A 15196-nucleotide genomic window follows, 5' to 3' on the forward strand; every position below is an offset into this window, starting at 1 on the left:
CAGTGTTACCTTAGTTTAAAAATCAATTTAGTTTAGGAGTAATTTAAAGTAAAAATAAATTTAATCTATGATTGTTGATTCAATTACAACTTCATTGTTAATAACATCCATTTTAATAATTGTTGTTAAGGAACATCCTGTTTCATCTTCTACAATTCTTTTACCTTCTCCTTTCTCAATTACAGCTATTGCATCTTTAATTTCAACACCCATATTTTTAAGAGCTTTAATAACAGCTATATATGTTCCACCAGTACTCACAACATCATCTATAAGGAGTATTTTTTCCCCTTTATTCACCTGGTTAATATATAGGTTTTGTTCACTATAACCAGTTTTTTGAAATACTGGAACTTCTCCAGGAAGCCCATATTCTCTTTTCCTAATTACTACAAAAGGAATATTTGTTTCAAGTGAAAGTGCCGTAGCTAAATGGATTCCCATTGCCTCAATACAAACAATCTTATCAATATCTAAATCAGAATTATTTTTAATAACCTCTACAATTTCTCTTAAGATTTCAGGCTTCATTTCAGGGATTCCATCTGATACAGGATGAACAAAATAACTATACTCTCCTTTTTTCACGATTGGAGATTCTTGTAATGTTTTTTTAAATTCTTCAAGCATATTATCACTTTATTAACTATTTTTGTTTACATTCCTTATTATTATTTATATTTTCATTATTAGTATTTATATTCTTATTATCTTTACTTATACTCTTATTATCCTTATTATCTTTATTATATTTATTATAATTATTTATATTTTAATTATCATTATTTATATTCTTATTACCTTTATTAATATCATTATTATACTTATTTATATTATTCATACGGTATTATTAGATTTAATTATTATTAATTAGTTTTAAAAACATAATTTTTATGAGATATTTTTAATAAATTTCTTAATCAATTTATTAATCATTAATTATTTATTAAATGATTACTAAATATAATTTTGTATAAATAATCTCTGTAATTTTTATAATATTAGTTTATATATGTTAATTTTGTATGTTAATTTTTATAATATTAATATTAAATGTTATATAATTACTATTTAAAATATAATTATTGTTTATGGTGTAATTATATAGTGTAATTATTATTTAGGATATAATAATTGCTTATAATATGATCATGTTTAAATTATTTAAAAATATTATCGTGAATTTTACTAATTAAAAGTTATTAATTAAAAGCCTGGTGATTAGATGTTAGGAAATTTAGGGAAGAGTCTTACAAACACAATGAAAAAATTGGCAGGTATGACTGTAATCGATGAAAAAACCATTAAAGAAGTTGTTAAAGATATTCAAAGAGCTTTAATTCAGTCTGATGTTAATATATCTTTAGTTTTAAATTTATCAAAAAAAATTGAAGATAGGGCACTTAATGAAAAACCACCAAAAGGAATTACTCCAAGAGAACATGTAATAACTATTGTTTATGAAGAAATGGTCAATCTTCTTGGAAGTGAACCTCATGAACTTGAAATAAATGATAAACCTTTTAAAATAATGTTTTTAGGATTACAAGGAAGTGGTAAAACAACTACCATTGGAAAACTATGCAGATTTTTACAAAAAAAAGGTTTTTCACCTGCTGTTGTTTCTACAGACACTTGGAGACCAGCTGCTTATGAACAATTGAGACAGCTAACAGAAGAGATGCAAATATCTCTTTATGGTGATCCTGATAATAAAGATGCGGTTGATTTAGCTCGTAAAGGTTTAAAAAAGTTTAAAAATCAAAAAATCATCATATTTGATACAGCAGGAAGACATAAAGAAGAAAAAGATCTTCTTGATGAAATGGAGAAGCTTTCTTCTGTTATTGAGCCAAATGAAGCAATGTTAGTCATTGATGGAACTATTGGTCAACAGGCTGGAGAACAAGCTAAAGCTTTTGCAAGTACTACTGATGTTGGTTCAATTGTAATTACAAAGTTAGATGGTTCAGCTAAAGGAGGAGGTGCTCTTTCAGCTGTTGCTGAAATTGGTGCACCAATAAAATTTATTGGGACTGGTGAAAGAGTAGATGATTTTGAAGTTTTTGATCCTGAAAGATTTATTTCTCGTTTACTTGGGATGGGAGATATTAGGAGTTTAATTGAAAAAGCTGAAGAAGTTGTTGATGAAGATGTAGCTGCTGAAACAATGAATGCTATGTTAAGTGGTAAATTCACTATTAAAGATATGGAAAACCAGTTTGAAATGATGAATAAAATGGGGCCAATGAAACAAATTATGAATATGATTCCAGGTCTTGGTGGAAAAGTACCTAAAGAAGCTTCTAAAATGACTGAAGATAAAATAAATAAGTATAAAATTATAATGTCTTCTATGAGTACTTATGAAAAGGAAAATCCAAAGGTTATTAAGCAATCTAGAGTAATGAGAATTGCTAAAGGTTCTGGAGTTAAAAATGAAGAAGTTAAAGAACTTTTAAAATATTATAATAATACAAAAAAAGCTATGAAAGGCATAGGAAAACGAGGGATGGGTGGAGGATCTATGGGGCGACTTATGGGTCAATTCATGAGATAAATTTTTAATTTCTTTTAAATTTATTTTTAAACACATTTAAGTTAATAAATCTAAATCCATTTAAATCCATTAAATCTATTTAATATATTTAATCCATTTAAATTTATTCTAAATTCAATTAAATCTATTTTTAAACTTATTTTAACTCTTATAGGAGTAAGTATGTCATTATATGATATGAATATTGAAAAAGCTATTAAAGCTATTAAAAAACAGAATGCTAAGAATGTTGGTCTCCAATTTCCAGAAGGTCTTAAGACTCAAGGAACTAATATTGCAAGAATTCTTGAGAAAGAAACCAATGCTAATATTATAATTTCTGGAGATCCTTGTTTTGGTGCTTGTGATGTAAGTGATAGTAAGATGGAGGATATAGTTGATTTAATTATTCATTATGCTCATACTCCCCTTCCGATTAAATATAATGTTCCAGTACTGTTTATTGAAAGCTATTCTAAAGTTGACATTTATAAATCTCTTGATGAAGCTCTTGAATTGATTAAAAATTATTCTAAAATTGCTGTAGCTACTACAACACAACATTTAAATCTTTTAAATGAAATAAAAGACTATTTAGAAGATAATGGGAAAGAAATTGTTTTAGGGTCTTCAAAAAGTACTTTGAAAGGACAAGTTTTAGGTTGTAATTTTTCTTCTATAAAAAATCTTGATGCTGATGCTTATCTTTTTTTAGGTAGTGGAAATTTTCATCCATTAGGTATTCATCTTTTTACTAAATCTCCAGTAATAGTTGCTGATCCTTATAGTGGAGAAGCAAGAGATATAGGGGACTTTGCTGATAGGATTCTTAGAATAAGATTTGCAAGAATAACTAAAGCAAAAGAAGCTAAAAAATGGGGAATACTAATTTCTTCTAAAGAAGGACAATATAGGTTTGAATTAGCTAAAGAAATAAAAAAAACCCTTAATGATGAAGGAATGGAAGCTTATTTAATAATGATTGATAATATAACTCCTGATGCACTTTTGCATTATATGGATTTAGATGCTTTTGTTGTTACTGCTTGTCCTCGAATTGCTATTGATGATTCTCAAATGTATAAAAAACCCCTAATAACTCCTCAAGAATTAGAAATAGCTCTAAATAAAAGAAAATGGGAAAATTATCAGCTTGATGAAATACTGTTTCATGAAAAAAATAAATATTGAGTCTTCTATTTAATTTCTGTTTATTATATTAATATTTATTAATATTGGAATTGTAATATATCTAATTTTTACAATCAATTTTTATACATAATTTTTATGAAAACCTTTTTTCTAAATAAGTTCATTTATAAAAAAGTTTATTTATAAACAATTTCATTTATACACAATTAATATATATGATGAAATTCAAAATTTATAACTTGCAACACTAATAATATTGAAAATGATTATATATAATATAAACAATTTATAATTTTAAAGCTAATTTGTAACATTGTTTTATTAGTTTTTTATTCAAATTTCATTAAAATTCTTATTTTTAGAGGTATAAGTATGAAAGTTAAATCTGGAGATTTTGTGATGCCAGGAGATGTTCTTGGTGTTAGTGAACAATTTTTACCTGATAAATGGACCTATGATGATGAAGGTTATATTAGAGCATCTGTTTTAGGAACAGTTGATATTAATTCTTCAAAGAAAAAAATTTCTATAGTCCCTTCTTCAGGCAATCCTGCTGTTTTGAATGTGGGGGATAGTATTTATGGGGAGATAACTGATGTTCGTGGTCAAAGAGCAATGATTAATGTCCAGAAAATGAAAAATACTTCTAGGAAATTAGCTCTCCCATATATGGCTGCAATTCATATTTCACAAGTAAAAAAAGGATATTTAGAAAAATTAACTGATGCTTTTAGAATTGGGGATATTATTGAAGCCAAAGTATCTAAAATAATGGGAGATAATTTAGATTTAAATACTGAAAATAATGAAGATGGTGTTGTAAAAGCTATGTGCACTAGATGTCGTGCATATATGGTGCCAACTGAAAGGAAAGATGAAGTTTATTGTGAAGTTTGTGATAGAAAAGAAAGAAGAAAAGTTTCCACAAACTATGATTGCTGAATAAATGATATATTTATAAATAACTGATATATTTATAATATTCAGCTAATATTTGATAATATTTATAGGATGATAAAATGGATGATATTGAGATTTTGAAAAGTACAAAATTAGAACTGGAATTAATGATTCCTGGTGAAAGCCACACTATTTGTAATGCTTTGAGAAAAATCCTTATGGAAGATGAGGAAATTGATTATGCTGTTTATGGTATTGATCACCCCTTAATAGGTGAACCAATAATAACAATTAAGGCTAAAAGAACTAAAGATCCTAAAAAATCACTTTTAAAGGCATCTAATAAATTAAAAGACCAAACTGAAGAGTTTAAGAATTTAATAGAATCAATGTAAATATCTGAAACATAAATATTCAATATTTTTTGTTTTAGGATATTGTCGTATTTATATTAAGGATTTAAGGATATATTAGAGATATTCTATATGTTTAATTATATACATTTTATATTGTAAAATTATTTTAATATCTTATTGATTTTTTATTAAATTATTAAATTATTAAATTATTAAACTTATTAAAACTATTAAAATCATTAAAGCTATTAAAATTATTAATTTCTGGTATTAAAATAAATTATGGGTCTGTTATTTATTTACTATTTTTATTATTTTTATTTTAGTTTTATCATAATTTTATAAAATCAGCTTCAAATGGAAATTTTATATAATTTTATATAATTAGTTGTGATATGTTTGAGTAATTACAAAAAACCTTCTATTACAGTAGATATAATTATTTTTAATGAAAAAAACAATGGAAATAATGGAATAACCAAAAATAAAGAATTAGTTTTAATTAAAAGAAAAAATGAACCATTTAGGGGGCACTGGGCGATACCTGGCGGATTCGTTGATTATGGTGAATTGGTGGAAAATGCTGCTTTAAGAGAAGCTAAAGAAGAAACAGGGGTTGATGTTAAAATTAAAAAACTTTTCGGTGTTTATTCAGATCCTAAAAGAGACCCTCGAGGGCACACGATTACTATTGTTTATATGGCTAATGGGGACTTTAGCAAAATGAAAGCAGATAGTGATGCTTCAGATGCTCGAATAATATCTTTTGAGGATATTGAAGATCTTAATCTTGCTTTTGATCATAAAAAGATACTATGTGATGTTTTTAAGGAATTGAAATAGTTTAAACATATAAAAATTATATCATAAAAATTTAATGATTAAGTTTTTATAAAATTATGATTATAAAATAATAAGAAAATAATATTGATTATAACATGGAATTATAATCGATCATGCATTAATATCATATTAATATTATATTATTGGGAGGAATATTATGGAGTTTTGTCCGAAATGTGGAGCTATGATGCTTCCAAATGGTGATAAATTTCAATGTAAATGTGGTTATACTAAAAGTTTAACTGAAGAAGATGTTAATCAATATGCAGTTAATGAAAAAGTTGATGCAAAAGAAAATGTCATAATGAAAGGAGAAGATATTAATACACTTCCTACAACCAAAGTAACATGTCCAAAATGTGGCAATGAAAAAGCTTCTTGGTGGTTACAACAAACTCGTAGTGCTGATGAAGCAGAAACAAGATTTTTAAGATGTTTAAAATGTAAACATACTTGGAGAGAATATGATTAAGATAGTATTAATCTTTCAATATTCTAAAATTTAATTTATTAGAATTCATTATTTAAAATTTACTATCAATAGTATAATGATTAGATTACATTATTCATGGTGATTAGATTATATTGTTATTGATTAGATTATATTATCATAAGTGATTAGATTATATATTATATGTAATTAAATTATTATTAATATTCCTCACTAAATGATGGAATATTATATTATTATTATTCATTTTTTCTGTTTAGATAAGTATATACTACTGATTTATATATAATAAGTTTTTATATTTAATTAAAAACTAAATAGTATAGATATTTAAAATTTATTGAGGAAATCCAATGGCTGATTCCAAGAAAAATTCTGACGATGAATCGATTATTGATAAAATTGTTTCATCTATTAATAAAATCGATAAAGTTGATTCTGATGAAGGATTAAATGAAGAAGAAAAGGATAATAATGAAAAATCAAAAGATAATACTTCTGATAAGGACTTATTTTTAACATCTAAAACAGATGAAATCATTTCTAATGATTTTAAACGCAAATTTCCTTTTTTAGCTATAGTAGGTATGGTAATTGGTATAGTTATTATTTTAGCAGGGATTTTTTTTATTTTAGGAGCTTCTGAAAGAGTTGTTGATAGTGTTGCTTCAGGTGAAACTGGTACCTTAGCTATTTTTATAATATTTATGGGAATTGTAATCCTCGGAGCTTCTGTTCTTGGTATTTTATCAAAAAAAGGCCCAATTTTAGATACATTTAATCTTGATGACTTAAAATTATTAGACGAAGATGATTATGAAGATGATCATGAATCTAAAGATAATAATAAATCTAATAATAAATCTAATAATAAACCTAACAATAAACCTAACAATAAGCATAAAATTGAAGTTAAGGATTCAAAAAATCAATTAGATGACTTGGAACATAATTCAAATAAAGATTCTAGTTTAGATAATTTTGATAATATAGAGAAATTCAAAGATTTAGATGAAGATGGAAATGAAATTCCTAATGAGAGTATTTCTAATGATGATAATAATTATGAAATCTTAGAGGATAATGATGAAACCTTTGAAAATATCTCCAAATCTAAGGATAATAAATTAAAAGAAGATTCTAATGAAGATACTGAAGCTATTGAAGAAAATGAGCTTAATGAGTCTAATGATAAATAAAAAATGTGTTATAGGTTTAAACCTATAATATAAATATACTATAGCATAATTATAATATAGTATAGATTTGAATGATATTATCTTATAGTTTCTATTTATAGTTTCTATTTATAGTTTCTATTTATAGTTTTTATAATAATTATTATAACAATATACTATTATAATATATTCATTTATAAAATTTATATTTATTTTATAAAATGTTAAAATTATCTTTATTTTTAATAAGTTTCAGATTTATAAGCTATAACATTTTTTATAAGCTATAAAATTCAATATAACATTTAATTCATTTAAATTATAACCTATAAAACTTATAATTTATAAAACTTTGAAAATCTTATAAACTTTGAAAATCTTATATACGTATAAATATGATGAAGAACTATCATATATATACATTATATAATGATGAATAACATTGAACACTATAGTTATTAATGGATTAGAATAATATTATAAAATATAAAAATATTGTAGATTATAATATTATAAATTTAATAATTAATAATAATTATTTTAGTAGAATAATTCTTTTATTAACTAATTTAATGTTATCTAAAATCTTAAAACAGTTAAAGAGATGATTTTAAAATGTTTAAAGCTGAATTAAGTAATCCTAATATTTTAAAAACAAGTTTTGATGCTATTTCATCTATTGTTGATGAAGTACAAATTCAAACTGATAGTGAGGGTATTAGACTGGATGCCCTAGATCGTAGCCACATTACATTTGTTCATTTGGAACTTAAAGCAAGTTTATTTGATGAATTTATTTGTGATGAACCAGAAAAAATCAATATAGACACTGACGAATTCGTTAAAGTTTTAAAACGTTCTAAAAGTGATGATAGAGTAATAATGTCTCTTGATGAAGGAAATTTTATCATAACTTTTGAAGGGGAAGCTAAAAGAACTTTTAAAATCAGATTAATTGACATTGATCAGGAACCTCCTTCACCTCCTAAATTAGACCATCCTACTCAATTTGAAATTCCTTTTGCACTTTTAAAGGATTCTATTGCGGATATTGATATATTTTCAGATAAAATTTCTTTAAAAGTTGATAATGAGTACTTTAGGGCTGGAGCTGAAGGTGAATTTGGTGATGCTAATATTGAGTATCTTCATGGAGAAAAAATTGAAACAGACGCTAAATCAGTTTTTTCACTTGAAAAAATTAGAGAAATGCTCAAAGCAGATAAATTTTCTGATATAGCTGTTATTAAACTTGGAGATGATATGCCTCTAGATCTTAAACTTAAAATGGTTTCTGATGATGGTGAACTCAGCTTTTTGCTTGCTCCAAGGATAGAAACTGAAGATTAATCAGTTTCTTATTTAAATTTTAATCTATTTAGTTTTTTTACTTACATATAGTTTTTCAATGCTAGGTCAGTTAATTTTATTTTATATTTAGAATAACAAATGTTTACTTGCAATAAGTGATATTTAAGTATTTTAAGTTCTATATTAATCCTATATTCATAAATCAATTAATTTACATATAATTTCAAGATTTAAATTATTTTAGCTTCTTAAAATTAGCTTTTATTAAATCATTGGCTTTTAGTAGATTATTAGATTTTATTAAGCTATTAGCTTTTATTAAAAATTAATTAGAGATGATTATTTTTGGAAGATCAATTTTTTGCTAAATTACGTGAAATTCAAAGAAAAGAACGTGCAAATAGCTCATTAGCTAGAGTTGGAAATGATTTTTATAAAAGAACTCATAGATACTTAGATAATATTAGAGATATTGCTGTTAATGATCCTTTTTCAGAAGAAAGCGATTTATTAAGGAATGCTCAGAGAATAGCTACTGAAATCTGTGAAATTAGAGAACATAAGATAGCTGATGCTGCTGTCATGAATATTCATAGGTCTTATCATCTTTTTCAAGGAAAGCCTCAATTCGATTTAATAGATACAACTCCTTTGAACATTACTGAAGAAGAAGAAAAACTTTATTTTTCATTTATTGATGTTTTAAAAGCACATAGAAGGTCTATATCATTAGATGAACTCACAACTGATGATAATAATTCTAATTATTTATCAAATAAAAAATCTTCTGATGATTCTATTAATAATGAATCTGATGATAGTAACTATAATGTTACTTCTAATATTGAATCTAATAGTGGGTCTAATAATATTGAATCTAATAATAAATCTGACGATAAATTCATTAATAATAAATTAAAGAATAAAAATAATGATATTAAAAATAATTTAATTGAAGATAATGATGTTAAAAATGATAATGTTCTAAAAAGACTTAAAACCATAAAATCTGCTAAAGTTATTGAAGATGAAAAAGTCGAAAGCATTGAAAAGCAAATTTCTAAGTCAAATAATATTAATGAAAAAAATAATCATTATGAATCTTCAAAATCTTCAGAATCTTCAGAATTACCAAAATCAATAGAATCCCCCAAAACAGATAAATCAAATGTTTCTAAAGATTCTAAGAAAAATAATTGTATTCAGGGCAATAAGAATATAAAAAATGGACAAAAATCTGAATTAGCTAATATTATTGGTAATGAAGATGATCAATTTGTTGATTTAGATTCATTAGTTGTTGATGAGACATTTAGTTCTGTTAATTCTCTTGATCTAAATAAATCAAAATCAACAGTGAATAAAATAGCTAATGTAATGATTCTAATATTTTCTGAGATTAATTCTATTATGGGTGTAGATAAAAAGATTTATGGTCCTTTTAAACCTCAGGATATTGTTATAATGCCAGATATTAATGCAAAAATCTTAATTAAGAATAAAAAAGGTAGATTGGTTAAAATTTAATTTTATACATTGTTTTATCTATTTTAGCTATAATTAATAGCTTCAATAATGTAAAAATTTTTCATTTACATTATGAAAATTTTTATTATTCCATTAAATTTAAATATGGATTAAAATAATATATTATATTAATATCTATTATTTAAATGAAAAGTTTATTATTAATTTTTTATAAAATTTAGGACCTATTTTGGGTTTATTAAGCTTAAATCATTTAGGTTAATGTTTTAGTGATATATTTTTCTTTAAAATTAATATATTGCTTTTTTGACAATTATTTTAAGATAATAAATATTCAACGTACTGTTTTTATATCGTACTGTTGTATATTTTTAGATATTTTTATAATATTATTAATTTATGTCATGGAGACATATATTTACATATTTACAATAAAGGTGATTAAATGAAAATTCCTAAAGAAAAAAGAACTTACTGTCCAAAATGTAAAACTCATACTGTTCATGAAGTACTCGTAGCTAAGAAAAGAAAAGCTAGTGAGTTAAAATGGGGACAAAGACAATTTAGAAGAGTTACTGCTGGTTATAGGGGATATCCTAGACCTTTGCCTGGTGGAAATAAGCCAGTTAAAAAATTAGATTTAAGGTATAAATGTAAAGAGTGCGGCAAATCTCGTGTTGCATCTTCTTTTAGAACTGGTAAACCTGAATTTGTAGCTCAATAGTTTTAGTTAAACAAATAATTTATAAATTTTGTTAGTTAATAGTTGAATTATCTGATTATAGTTATTTAAATCAGTTAATATTTAGTATTATTATTTAATATTCAAATTTATTATTTAATATTCACGTTTATTATATTTTAACTAACATTTAATATTAAATTACATTTTCATAATTATATTGGTGATTAAATGTCAAATGAAAGAAGAGGAAATTTTTTAAAAGTCAAATGCTTGGACTGTGATAATGAACAAATAGTATTTGATAGAGCAGCTTCTAATGTTCAATGTATTATTTGTGGTAAAACACTTGTAAAACCTCTTGGAGGAAAAGCTAAAATAACTGCTCATATTGATTCAGTATTGAAATAAACATGGGTTTAATTTTTAATTATTTTTAAGTTTTTACTAAATTTAATTATTTTACTAGGGAATTTTATTAATTAGAAAATTATTAATTAAAAAGTTCTTTAGTCTGATTTTATTTATTTTCAGGTGTTTTAATGGTAAGAAAAAATCAAGAATGGCCAAGTGAAGGAGAATTAATTGTAGCTACTGTTTATAAGGTTCTTGGTTACGGAGCATTTGCTAATCTAGAAGAATATGAAGGAAAAGAAGCTTTTATTCATATTTCTGAAGTATCTTCTGGTTGGGTTAAAAATATTCGTGATCATGTAAGAGAAAATCAAAAAATTGTAGCTAGAGTTTTAAGGGTTAATCCTAGAAAAGGTCATGTGGATGCTTCTTTAAAGAGAATAAGGGAAGATCAAAGAACAAAAAAGATTCAACAATGGAAAGTTGAACAGAAAGCAGAGAAATTTTTAGAATTAGCTGCTAAATCATTAGATAAAGATCTTGATACTGCTTATAAAGAAGTAGGTTATAGGTTAATGGACAGTTTTGGTGATATTTATGGTGCTTTTGAAAGTGCTGCTGAAGAAGGTGAATCTGTTCTTATTGAAGAAGGTATTGATGAAGAATGGGCTAAAACAATTGTGGAGATAGCTAAGAAAAATATTACTCCTCCTGAGGTTCATATAACTGGTTATATCGATATTCAAACTTTTGATGCTAATGGTGTAGATATAATTAAAGAAGCTCTTTTAGCTGCTGAAGATGAGGATGTTGAGGTTCAGTGTGTTGGAGCTCCTCGTTATAGGATAACTGTCAAGTCTTCTGATTATATCCAGGCAGAAAAAGATTTAAAAGCTGCTGCTGATAGGGCTATTGAAATTATTGAAGAATCAAATGGTAATGGAACTTTTTTACGTGAATTAGAGTAATTTTAGTTTTTATTAAATTAACCATTATCTTTAATTATTTTTTATTAATATGATTTATTAGCTATTATTCATTTTTAAATATAGAATTAATATGCTATTTTATTCAAGTGACTTAAATGAAGATGAAAATGCATAAATGTAATTCTTGCAATATATATACGATTAAAAATGTTTGTCCTAGTTGTGATGGGGATTTAAATGTTATATATCCTCCAAAATATTCTATTGAGGATAAATATGGTAAATATCGTCGAAAATTAAAAGAAGAAGCATGTGATAAATAATTTGTAATTATTAAAAAATCAAAGATTTTTTTATTTTTATAAAAATTTTTTATTTTTATAATGTTAAATAAGCATTATTAAAGAAGACTTTGATAATATTATATTTATAAGGTATATTATATTTATAAAGTATATTGAAGTTATGAAGTATATTGGATTTTATTAAGGTATATTGAATTTATAAGGTATATTAGATTTTATTAAGGTATATTGAATTTATAAGGTGATTTCTATGAAAAATACTGAAATCAATATTTTGGAAGATGTTGAATTAAATAATCCTATTTTTATTGAAGCTCTTCCAGGAATTGGTCATGTTGGTAAATTAGCTGCCGATCATATTATTGATGAATTAGGAGCTACTAAATTTGCAGAACTATATTCTTATCATTTCCCTCCTCAAGTTTTTGTTGATGAAGACGGACTCATTGAAAATATGATGAATGAGTTTTATTATTTAAAATCTCTAGGAGAAGATAAAAGAGATTATATAATTTTAGTTGGTAATAGTCAAGCTTTATCTCCAGAAGGACAATATGATTTGTCTGGGTTTATATTAGATTTCATTGAAGATTTTGGAGTTAAAGAAATGTATACTCTTGGTGGATTAGCTATTGGCCATCCTATTGAAGAATCTCGTGTATTTGGTGCTGCTACTGATCTTGAAATCATTGAGACATTGAGAGAGTTAGATATTGAAATAAGATCTGCCGATGGTGGAATTGTAGGAGCTTCTGGGTTACTCCTTGGATTAGGAAAACTTAAGAATATTAAGGGTGCTTGTTTGATGGGTGAAACACCTGGTTATTTCATTGATGCTGAAGCTGCAGAAGCTATTTTAGAAAAATTAGCTAATCTTCTTAATATAGAAATTAATACTGATAAACTTGATGAACGAGCTGAAGAAACAAGGAAAATGATATCTAAAGCTCAAAAAATGGAACAAGAAATGGTTAATAGAACTATGGGTGCTGGAGAAGACGATTTAAGATATATTGGTTAATTAAACTATATATTTACATTCTTCATTATTCATTTTACTTCCTTTTTTCTTGTTACTATTTTTATTTTTTGCTGATTTTTTAACTAATTCTTATTTTTAAGCAGTTTTTATTTTTATCTACTTTTATGATTTAATTTGATTTTTTAGTTTGATATTTTGAGTATTTTATAGGTTTATAAATTTACTAAAAAATATAAATAGTAGAATATAGACATATATTAATGCTATATTATAGAATAAAGTTATATATTTATAAATTACTAATTATTTTGTGATTTTTTAATTAATATTGTGATTTTATCAATAGTGTAATTTTATTATTTATACAGTAAGGTGATGAAGTTCCACCTATAACTGCCATTTTTTTAAAAAAATCTGGATGATGACTTCTACTATCAATAAAATGTTTTTAGAGGGTTATTATGGCAGATTTTTATTTATTAGTATTAGGATTATTAGTTTTTATCTCAAGTTTGATTTCAGTTCGTTTAGGTTTATCTGTATCAATCATAGAGATTTTGTTTGGAGTTATAGCTGGAAATTTAGGTATAATCCATTCTGAAACTTGGATGCTATTTATTGCAAGTTTTGGAGGAATATTATTAACATTTTTGTCTGGAACTGAGATTGATGTTAATCTTATGAGAAAAAAACTTAAAGAAACAGTTTTAATAGGCTTTTTATCTTTTTTAATACCATTTATTCTGATTTTTTCAGTTGTTCATTTTTTAATTGGTTGGAATCTAGTTGCTTCATTGTTAGCTGGAACTGCTTTGTCTGAAACATCAATTGCTGTTGTTTATTCAACGTTACTCCAGCAAGACTTATTTAAGTATGATATTGGTAAGATATTAATGGGAGCAACATTTGTAACAAATATCTGCACAGCTATTGCTTTAAGTATACTTTTTACTAAACCTAACCTTTATATCTTTGTTTTTTATGTAGTATCCATATTATTATTGATATTTGCTTTTAAATATTCCTATAAATTCTTGGTTAATTCTAAAATTTTAAAAGATAAGATATTAGAGATAGAAATAAAATATATTTTCCTTTTGCTTTTCATTTTAATGTTTTTTGCAGCATGGGGAGGAGGACAAGCAATATTACCAGTATTTATTTTAGGTATGTTACTATCTAATACTTTAAATGAAAATTCTAATGGGCAAAAAGCAAAAGAAAGGATAAAAACTGTTGCATTTGCAGTTATAACTCCAGTATTTTTCATCATCGGGGGAATGAAAGTTTCAATACCTTTAGTAATTGGTGGACTTGGAATTTTTATTTTAATCTTTGCTTTTAGACAATTAGCTAAGTTCGTTGGTGTTTATTTTGTGACTAAAAGGTATTTAAATTCAGATACTGGTTATATTACTTTGATGATGAGCACTGGTCTAACATTTGGTTTAATAGCTACTTTATTTGGTTTGAACACTGGTCTTTTAAATAATTATTCTTATTCAATATTAACTGGAGTTTTAGTTTTAAGTGCTGTTTTACCTACAATAATTGCTCAAAAATGGTTTGTACCAAGACATTTAGAGGATTTGAATTAAAATAAGAAAAATAAAATAAGAAAAATAAAATAGAAAAATAGAAATAAAAAGTAAAATATAAAATAAAATTAAAATACGAGTAATAAATTATTAATATAAAAATATATTATTAATAAAGACTATAAAAA

16 protein-coding genes and 1 riboswitch are annotated in these 15196 nt (G+C 24.8%); of the genes, 15 read left to right on the top strand and 1 reads right to left on the bottom strand.

Annotated features, from left to right (window positions below):
• Positions 1 to 60: 60 nt before the first annotated feature.
• Positions 61 to 630 carry a hypoxanthine/guanine phosphoribosyltransferase gene (hpt, locus tag MarbSA_RS06610; protein ID WP_221061236.1) on the bottom strand — a complete coding sequence of 190 codons (570 nt, stop codon included), beginning with the start codon at positions 628 to 630 and terminating at the stop codon, positions 61 to 63.
• A 595-nt stretch (positions 631 to 1225) separates the two neighbouring features.
• On the opposite strand from hpt, the gene MarbSA_RS06615 reads away from it, so the two are divergent.
• From MarbSA_RS06615 to MarbSA_RS06685, 15 genes are all read left to right on the top strand, one after another.
• Positions 1226 to 2560, top strand: a complete 1335-nt coding sequence (locus MarbSA_RS06615; protein WP_221061237.1) for a signal recognition particle protein Srp54 — start codon at positions 1226 to 1228, stop codon at positions 2558 to 2560.
• 162 nt (positions 2561 to 2722) lie between these two features.
• Positions 2723 to 3730 carry a diphthamide biosynthesis enzyme Dph2 gene (dph2, locus tag MarbSA_RS06620; protein WP_221061238.1) on the top strand — a complete coding sequence of 336 codons (1008 nt, stop codon included), beginning with the start codon at positions 2723 to 2725 and terminating at the stop codon, positions 3728 to 3730.
• A 333-nt stretch (positions 3731 to 4063) separates the two neighbouring features.
• The gene (locus tag MarbSA_RS06625; RefSeq protein ID WP_042702872.1) at positions 4064 to 4633 is read left to right on the top strand and encodes an exosome complex RNA-binding protein Csl4; all 570 of its coding nucleotides are present in this window, start codon (positions 4064 to 4066) and stop codon (positions 4631 to 4633) included.
• A 77-nt stretch (positions 4634 to 4710) separates the two neighbouring features.
• Positions 4711 to 4986 carry a DNA-directed RNA polymerase subunit L gene (locus tag MarbSA_RS06630; protein WP_042702873.1) on the top strand — a complete coding sequence of 92 codons (276 nt, stop codon included), beginning with the start codon at positions 4711 to 4713 and terminating at the stop codon, positions 4984 to 4986.
• Positions 4987 to 5346: 360 nt separating this feature from the next.
• Positions 5347 to 5790, top strand: a complete 444-nt coding sequence (locus tag MarbSA_RS06635) for an NUDIX domain-containing protein (protein WP_221061239.1) — start codon at positions 5347 to 5349, stop codon at positions 5788 to 5790.
• Between the two features lie 157 nt (positions 5791 to 5947).
• Entirely contained in the window at positions 5948 to 6262 is a 315-nt protein-coding gene (locus MarbSA_RS06640; protein ID WP_042702876.1) for a transcription factor S, read from the top strand.
• Between the two features lie 332 nt (positions 6263 to 6594).
• Complete coding sequence (locus MarbSA_RS06645; protein WP_054835196.1) at positions 6595 to 7440, top strand: tetraspanin family protein; 846 nt, start codon at positions 6595 to 6597, stop codon at positions 7438 to 7440.
• A gap of 594 nt (positions 7441 to 8034) precedes the next feature.
• Complete coding sequence (gene pcn, locus MarbSA_RS06650) at positions 8035 to 8769, top strand: proliferating cell nuclear antigen (pcna) (protein ID WP_042702882.1); 735 nt, start codon at positions 8035 to 8037, stop codon at positions 8767 to 8769.
• Between the two features lie 306 nt (positions 8770 to 9075).
• On the top strand, positions 9076 to 10257 hold the full coding sequence (locus MarbSA_RS06655) for a DNA replication complex subunit Gins51 (protein WP_221061240.1): 1182 nt from the start codon (positions 9076 to 9078) through the stop codon (positions 10255 to 10257).
• A gap of 406 nt (positions 10258 to 10663) precedes the next feature.
• Positions 10664 to 10942: a 50S ribosomal protein L44e gene (locus MarbSA_RS06660; protein WP_042702885.1), complete on the top strand. Its 279-nt coding sequence runs from the start codon at positions 10664 to 10666 to the stop codon at positions 10940 to 10942.
• Positions 10943 to 11131: 189 nt separating this feature from the next.
• Positions 11132 to 11311: a 30S ribosomal protein S27e gene (locus MarbSA_RS06665; protein WP_042702887.1), complete on the top strand. Its 180-nt coding sequence runs from the start codon at positions 11132 to 11134 to the stop codon at positions 11309 to 11311.
• Positions 11312 to 11442: 131 nt separating this feature from the next.
• Positions 11443 to 12222: a translation initiation factor IF-2 subunit alpha gene (locus MarbSA_RS06670; protein ID WP_042702889.1), complete on the top strand. Its 780-nt coding sequence runs from the start codon at positions 11443 to 11445 to the stop codon at positions 12220 to 12222.
• A gap of 116 nt (positions 12223 to 12338) precedes the next feature.
• A complete protein-coding gene (locus MarbSA_RS06675; protein WP_221061241.1) occupies positions 12339 to 12506 on the top strand; it encodes an RNA-protein complex protein Nop10 in 168 nt (55 codons plus the stop codon).
• A gap of 232 nt (positions 12507 to 12738) precedes the next feature.
• Positions 12739 to 13509, top strand: coding sequence for a proteasome assembly chaperone family protein (locus MarbSA_RS06680; protein ID WP_042702891.1), 771 nt, complete (start codon positions 12739 to 12741; stop codon positions 13507 to 13509).
• A 323-nt stretch (positions 13510 to 13832) separates the two neighbouring features.
• A riboswitch (Fluoride riboswitch) is annotated at positions 13833 to 13908 on the top strand.
• A gap of 23 nt (positions 13909 to 13931) precedes the next feature.
• Positions 13932 to 15068, top strand: a complete 1137-nt coding sequence (locus MarbSA_RS06685) for a cation:proton antiporter (RefSeq protein ID WP_054835457.1) — start codon at positions 13932 to 13934, stop codon at positions 15066 to 15068.
• Positions 15069 to 15196 lie beyond the last annotated feature (128 nt).

The sequence above is a fragment of the Methanobrevibacter arboriphilus genome, assembly GCF_019669925.1.
GTDB classification, from domain to species: domain Archaea; phylum Methanobacteriota; class Methanobacteria; order Methanobacteriales; family Methanobacteriaceae; genus Methanobinarius; species Methanobinarius arboriphilus_A.

What these genes read in the sequence shown, in the direction of transcription:
- hpt (WP_221061236.1), bottom strand. Translation starts at nt 630, where the DNA reads ATGCTTGAAGAATTTAAAAAAACATTACAAGAATCTCCAATCGTGAAA.
- MarbSA_RS06615 (WP_221061237.1), top strand. Translation starts at nt 1,226, where the DNA reads ATGTTAGGAAATTTAGGGAAGAGTCTTACAAACACAATGAAAAAATTG.
- dph2 (WP_221061238.1), top strand. Translation starts at nt 2,723, where the DNA reads ATGTCATTATATGATATGAATATTGAAAAAGCTATTAAAGCTATTAAA.
- MarbSA_RS06625 (WP_042702872.1), top strand. Translation starts at nt 4,064, where the DNA reads ATGAAAGTTAAATCTGGAGATTTTGTGATGCCAGGAGATGTTCTTGGT.
- MarbSA_RS06630 (WP_042702873.1), top strand. Translation starts at nt 4,711, where the DNA reads ATGGATGATATTGAGATTTTGAAAAGTACAAAATTAGAACTGGAATTA.
- MarbSA_RS06640 (WP_042702876.1), top strand. Translation starts at nt 5,948, where the DNA reads ATGGAGTTTTGTCCGAAATGTGGAGCTATGATGCTTCCAAATGGTGAT.
- MarbSA_RS06645 (WP_054835196.1), top strand. Translation starts at nt 6,595, where the DNA reads ATGGCTGATTCCAAGAAAAATTCTGACGATGAATCGATTATTGATAAA.
- pcn (WP_042702882.1), top strand. Translation starts at nt 8,035, where the DNA reads ATGTTTAAAGCTGAATTAAGTAATCCTAATATTTTAAAAACAAGTTTT.
- MarbSA_RS06660 (WP_042702885.1), top strand. Translation starts at nt 10,664, where the DNA reads ATGAAAATTCCTAAAGAAAAAAGAACTTACTGTCCAAAATGTAAAACT.
- MarbSA_RS06665 (WP_042702887.1), top strand. Translation starts at nt 11,132, where the DNA reads ATGTCAAATGAAAGAAGAGGAAATTTTTTAAAAGTCAAATGCTTGGAC.
- MarbSA_RS06670 (WP_042702889.1), top strand. Translation starts at nt 11,443, where the DNA reads ATGGTAAGAAAAAATCAAGAATGGCCAAGTGAAGGAGAATTAATTGTA.
- MarbSA_RS06675 (WP_221061241.1), top strand. Translation starts at nt 12,339, where the DNA reads ATGAAGATGAAAATGCATAAATGTAATTCTTGCAATATATATACGATT.
- MarbSA_RS06680 (WP_042702891.1), top strand. Translation starts at nt 12,739, where the DNA reads ATGAAAAATACTGAAATCAATATTTTGGAAGATGTTGAATTAAATAAT.
- MarbSA_RS06685 (WP_054835457.1), top strand. Translation starts at nt 13,932, where the DNA reads ATGGCAGATTTTTATTTATTAGTATTAGGATTATTAGTTTTTATCTCA.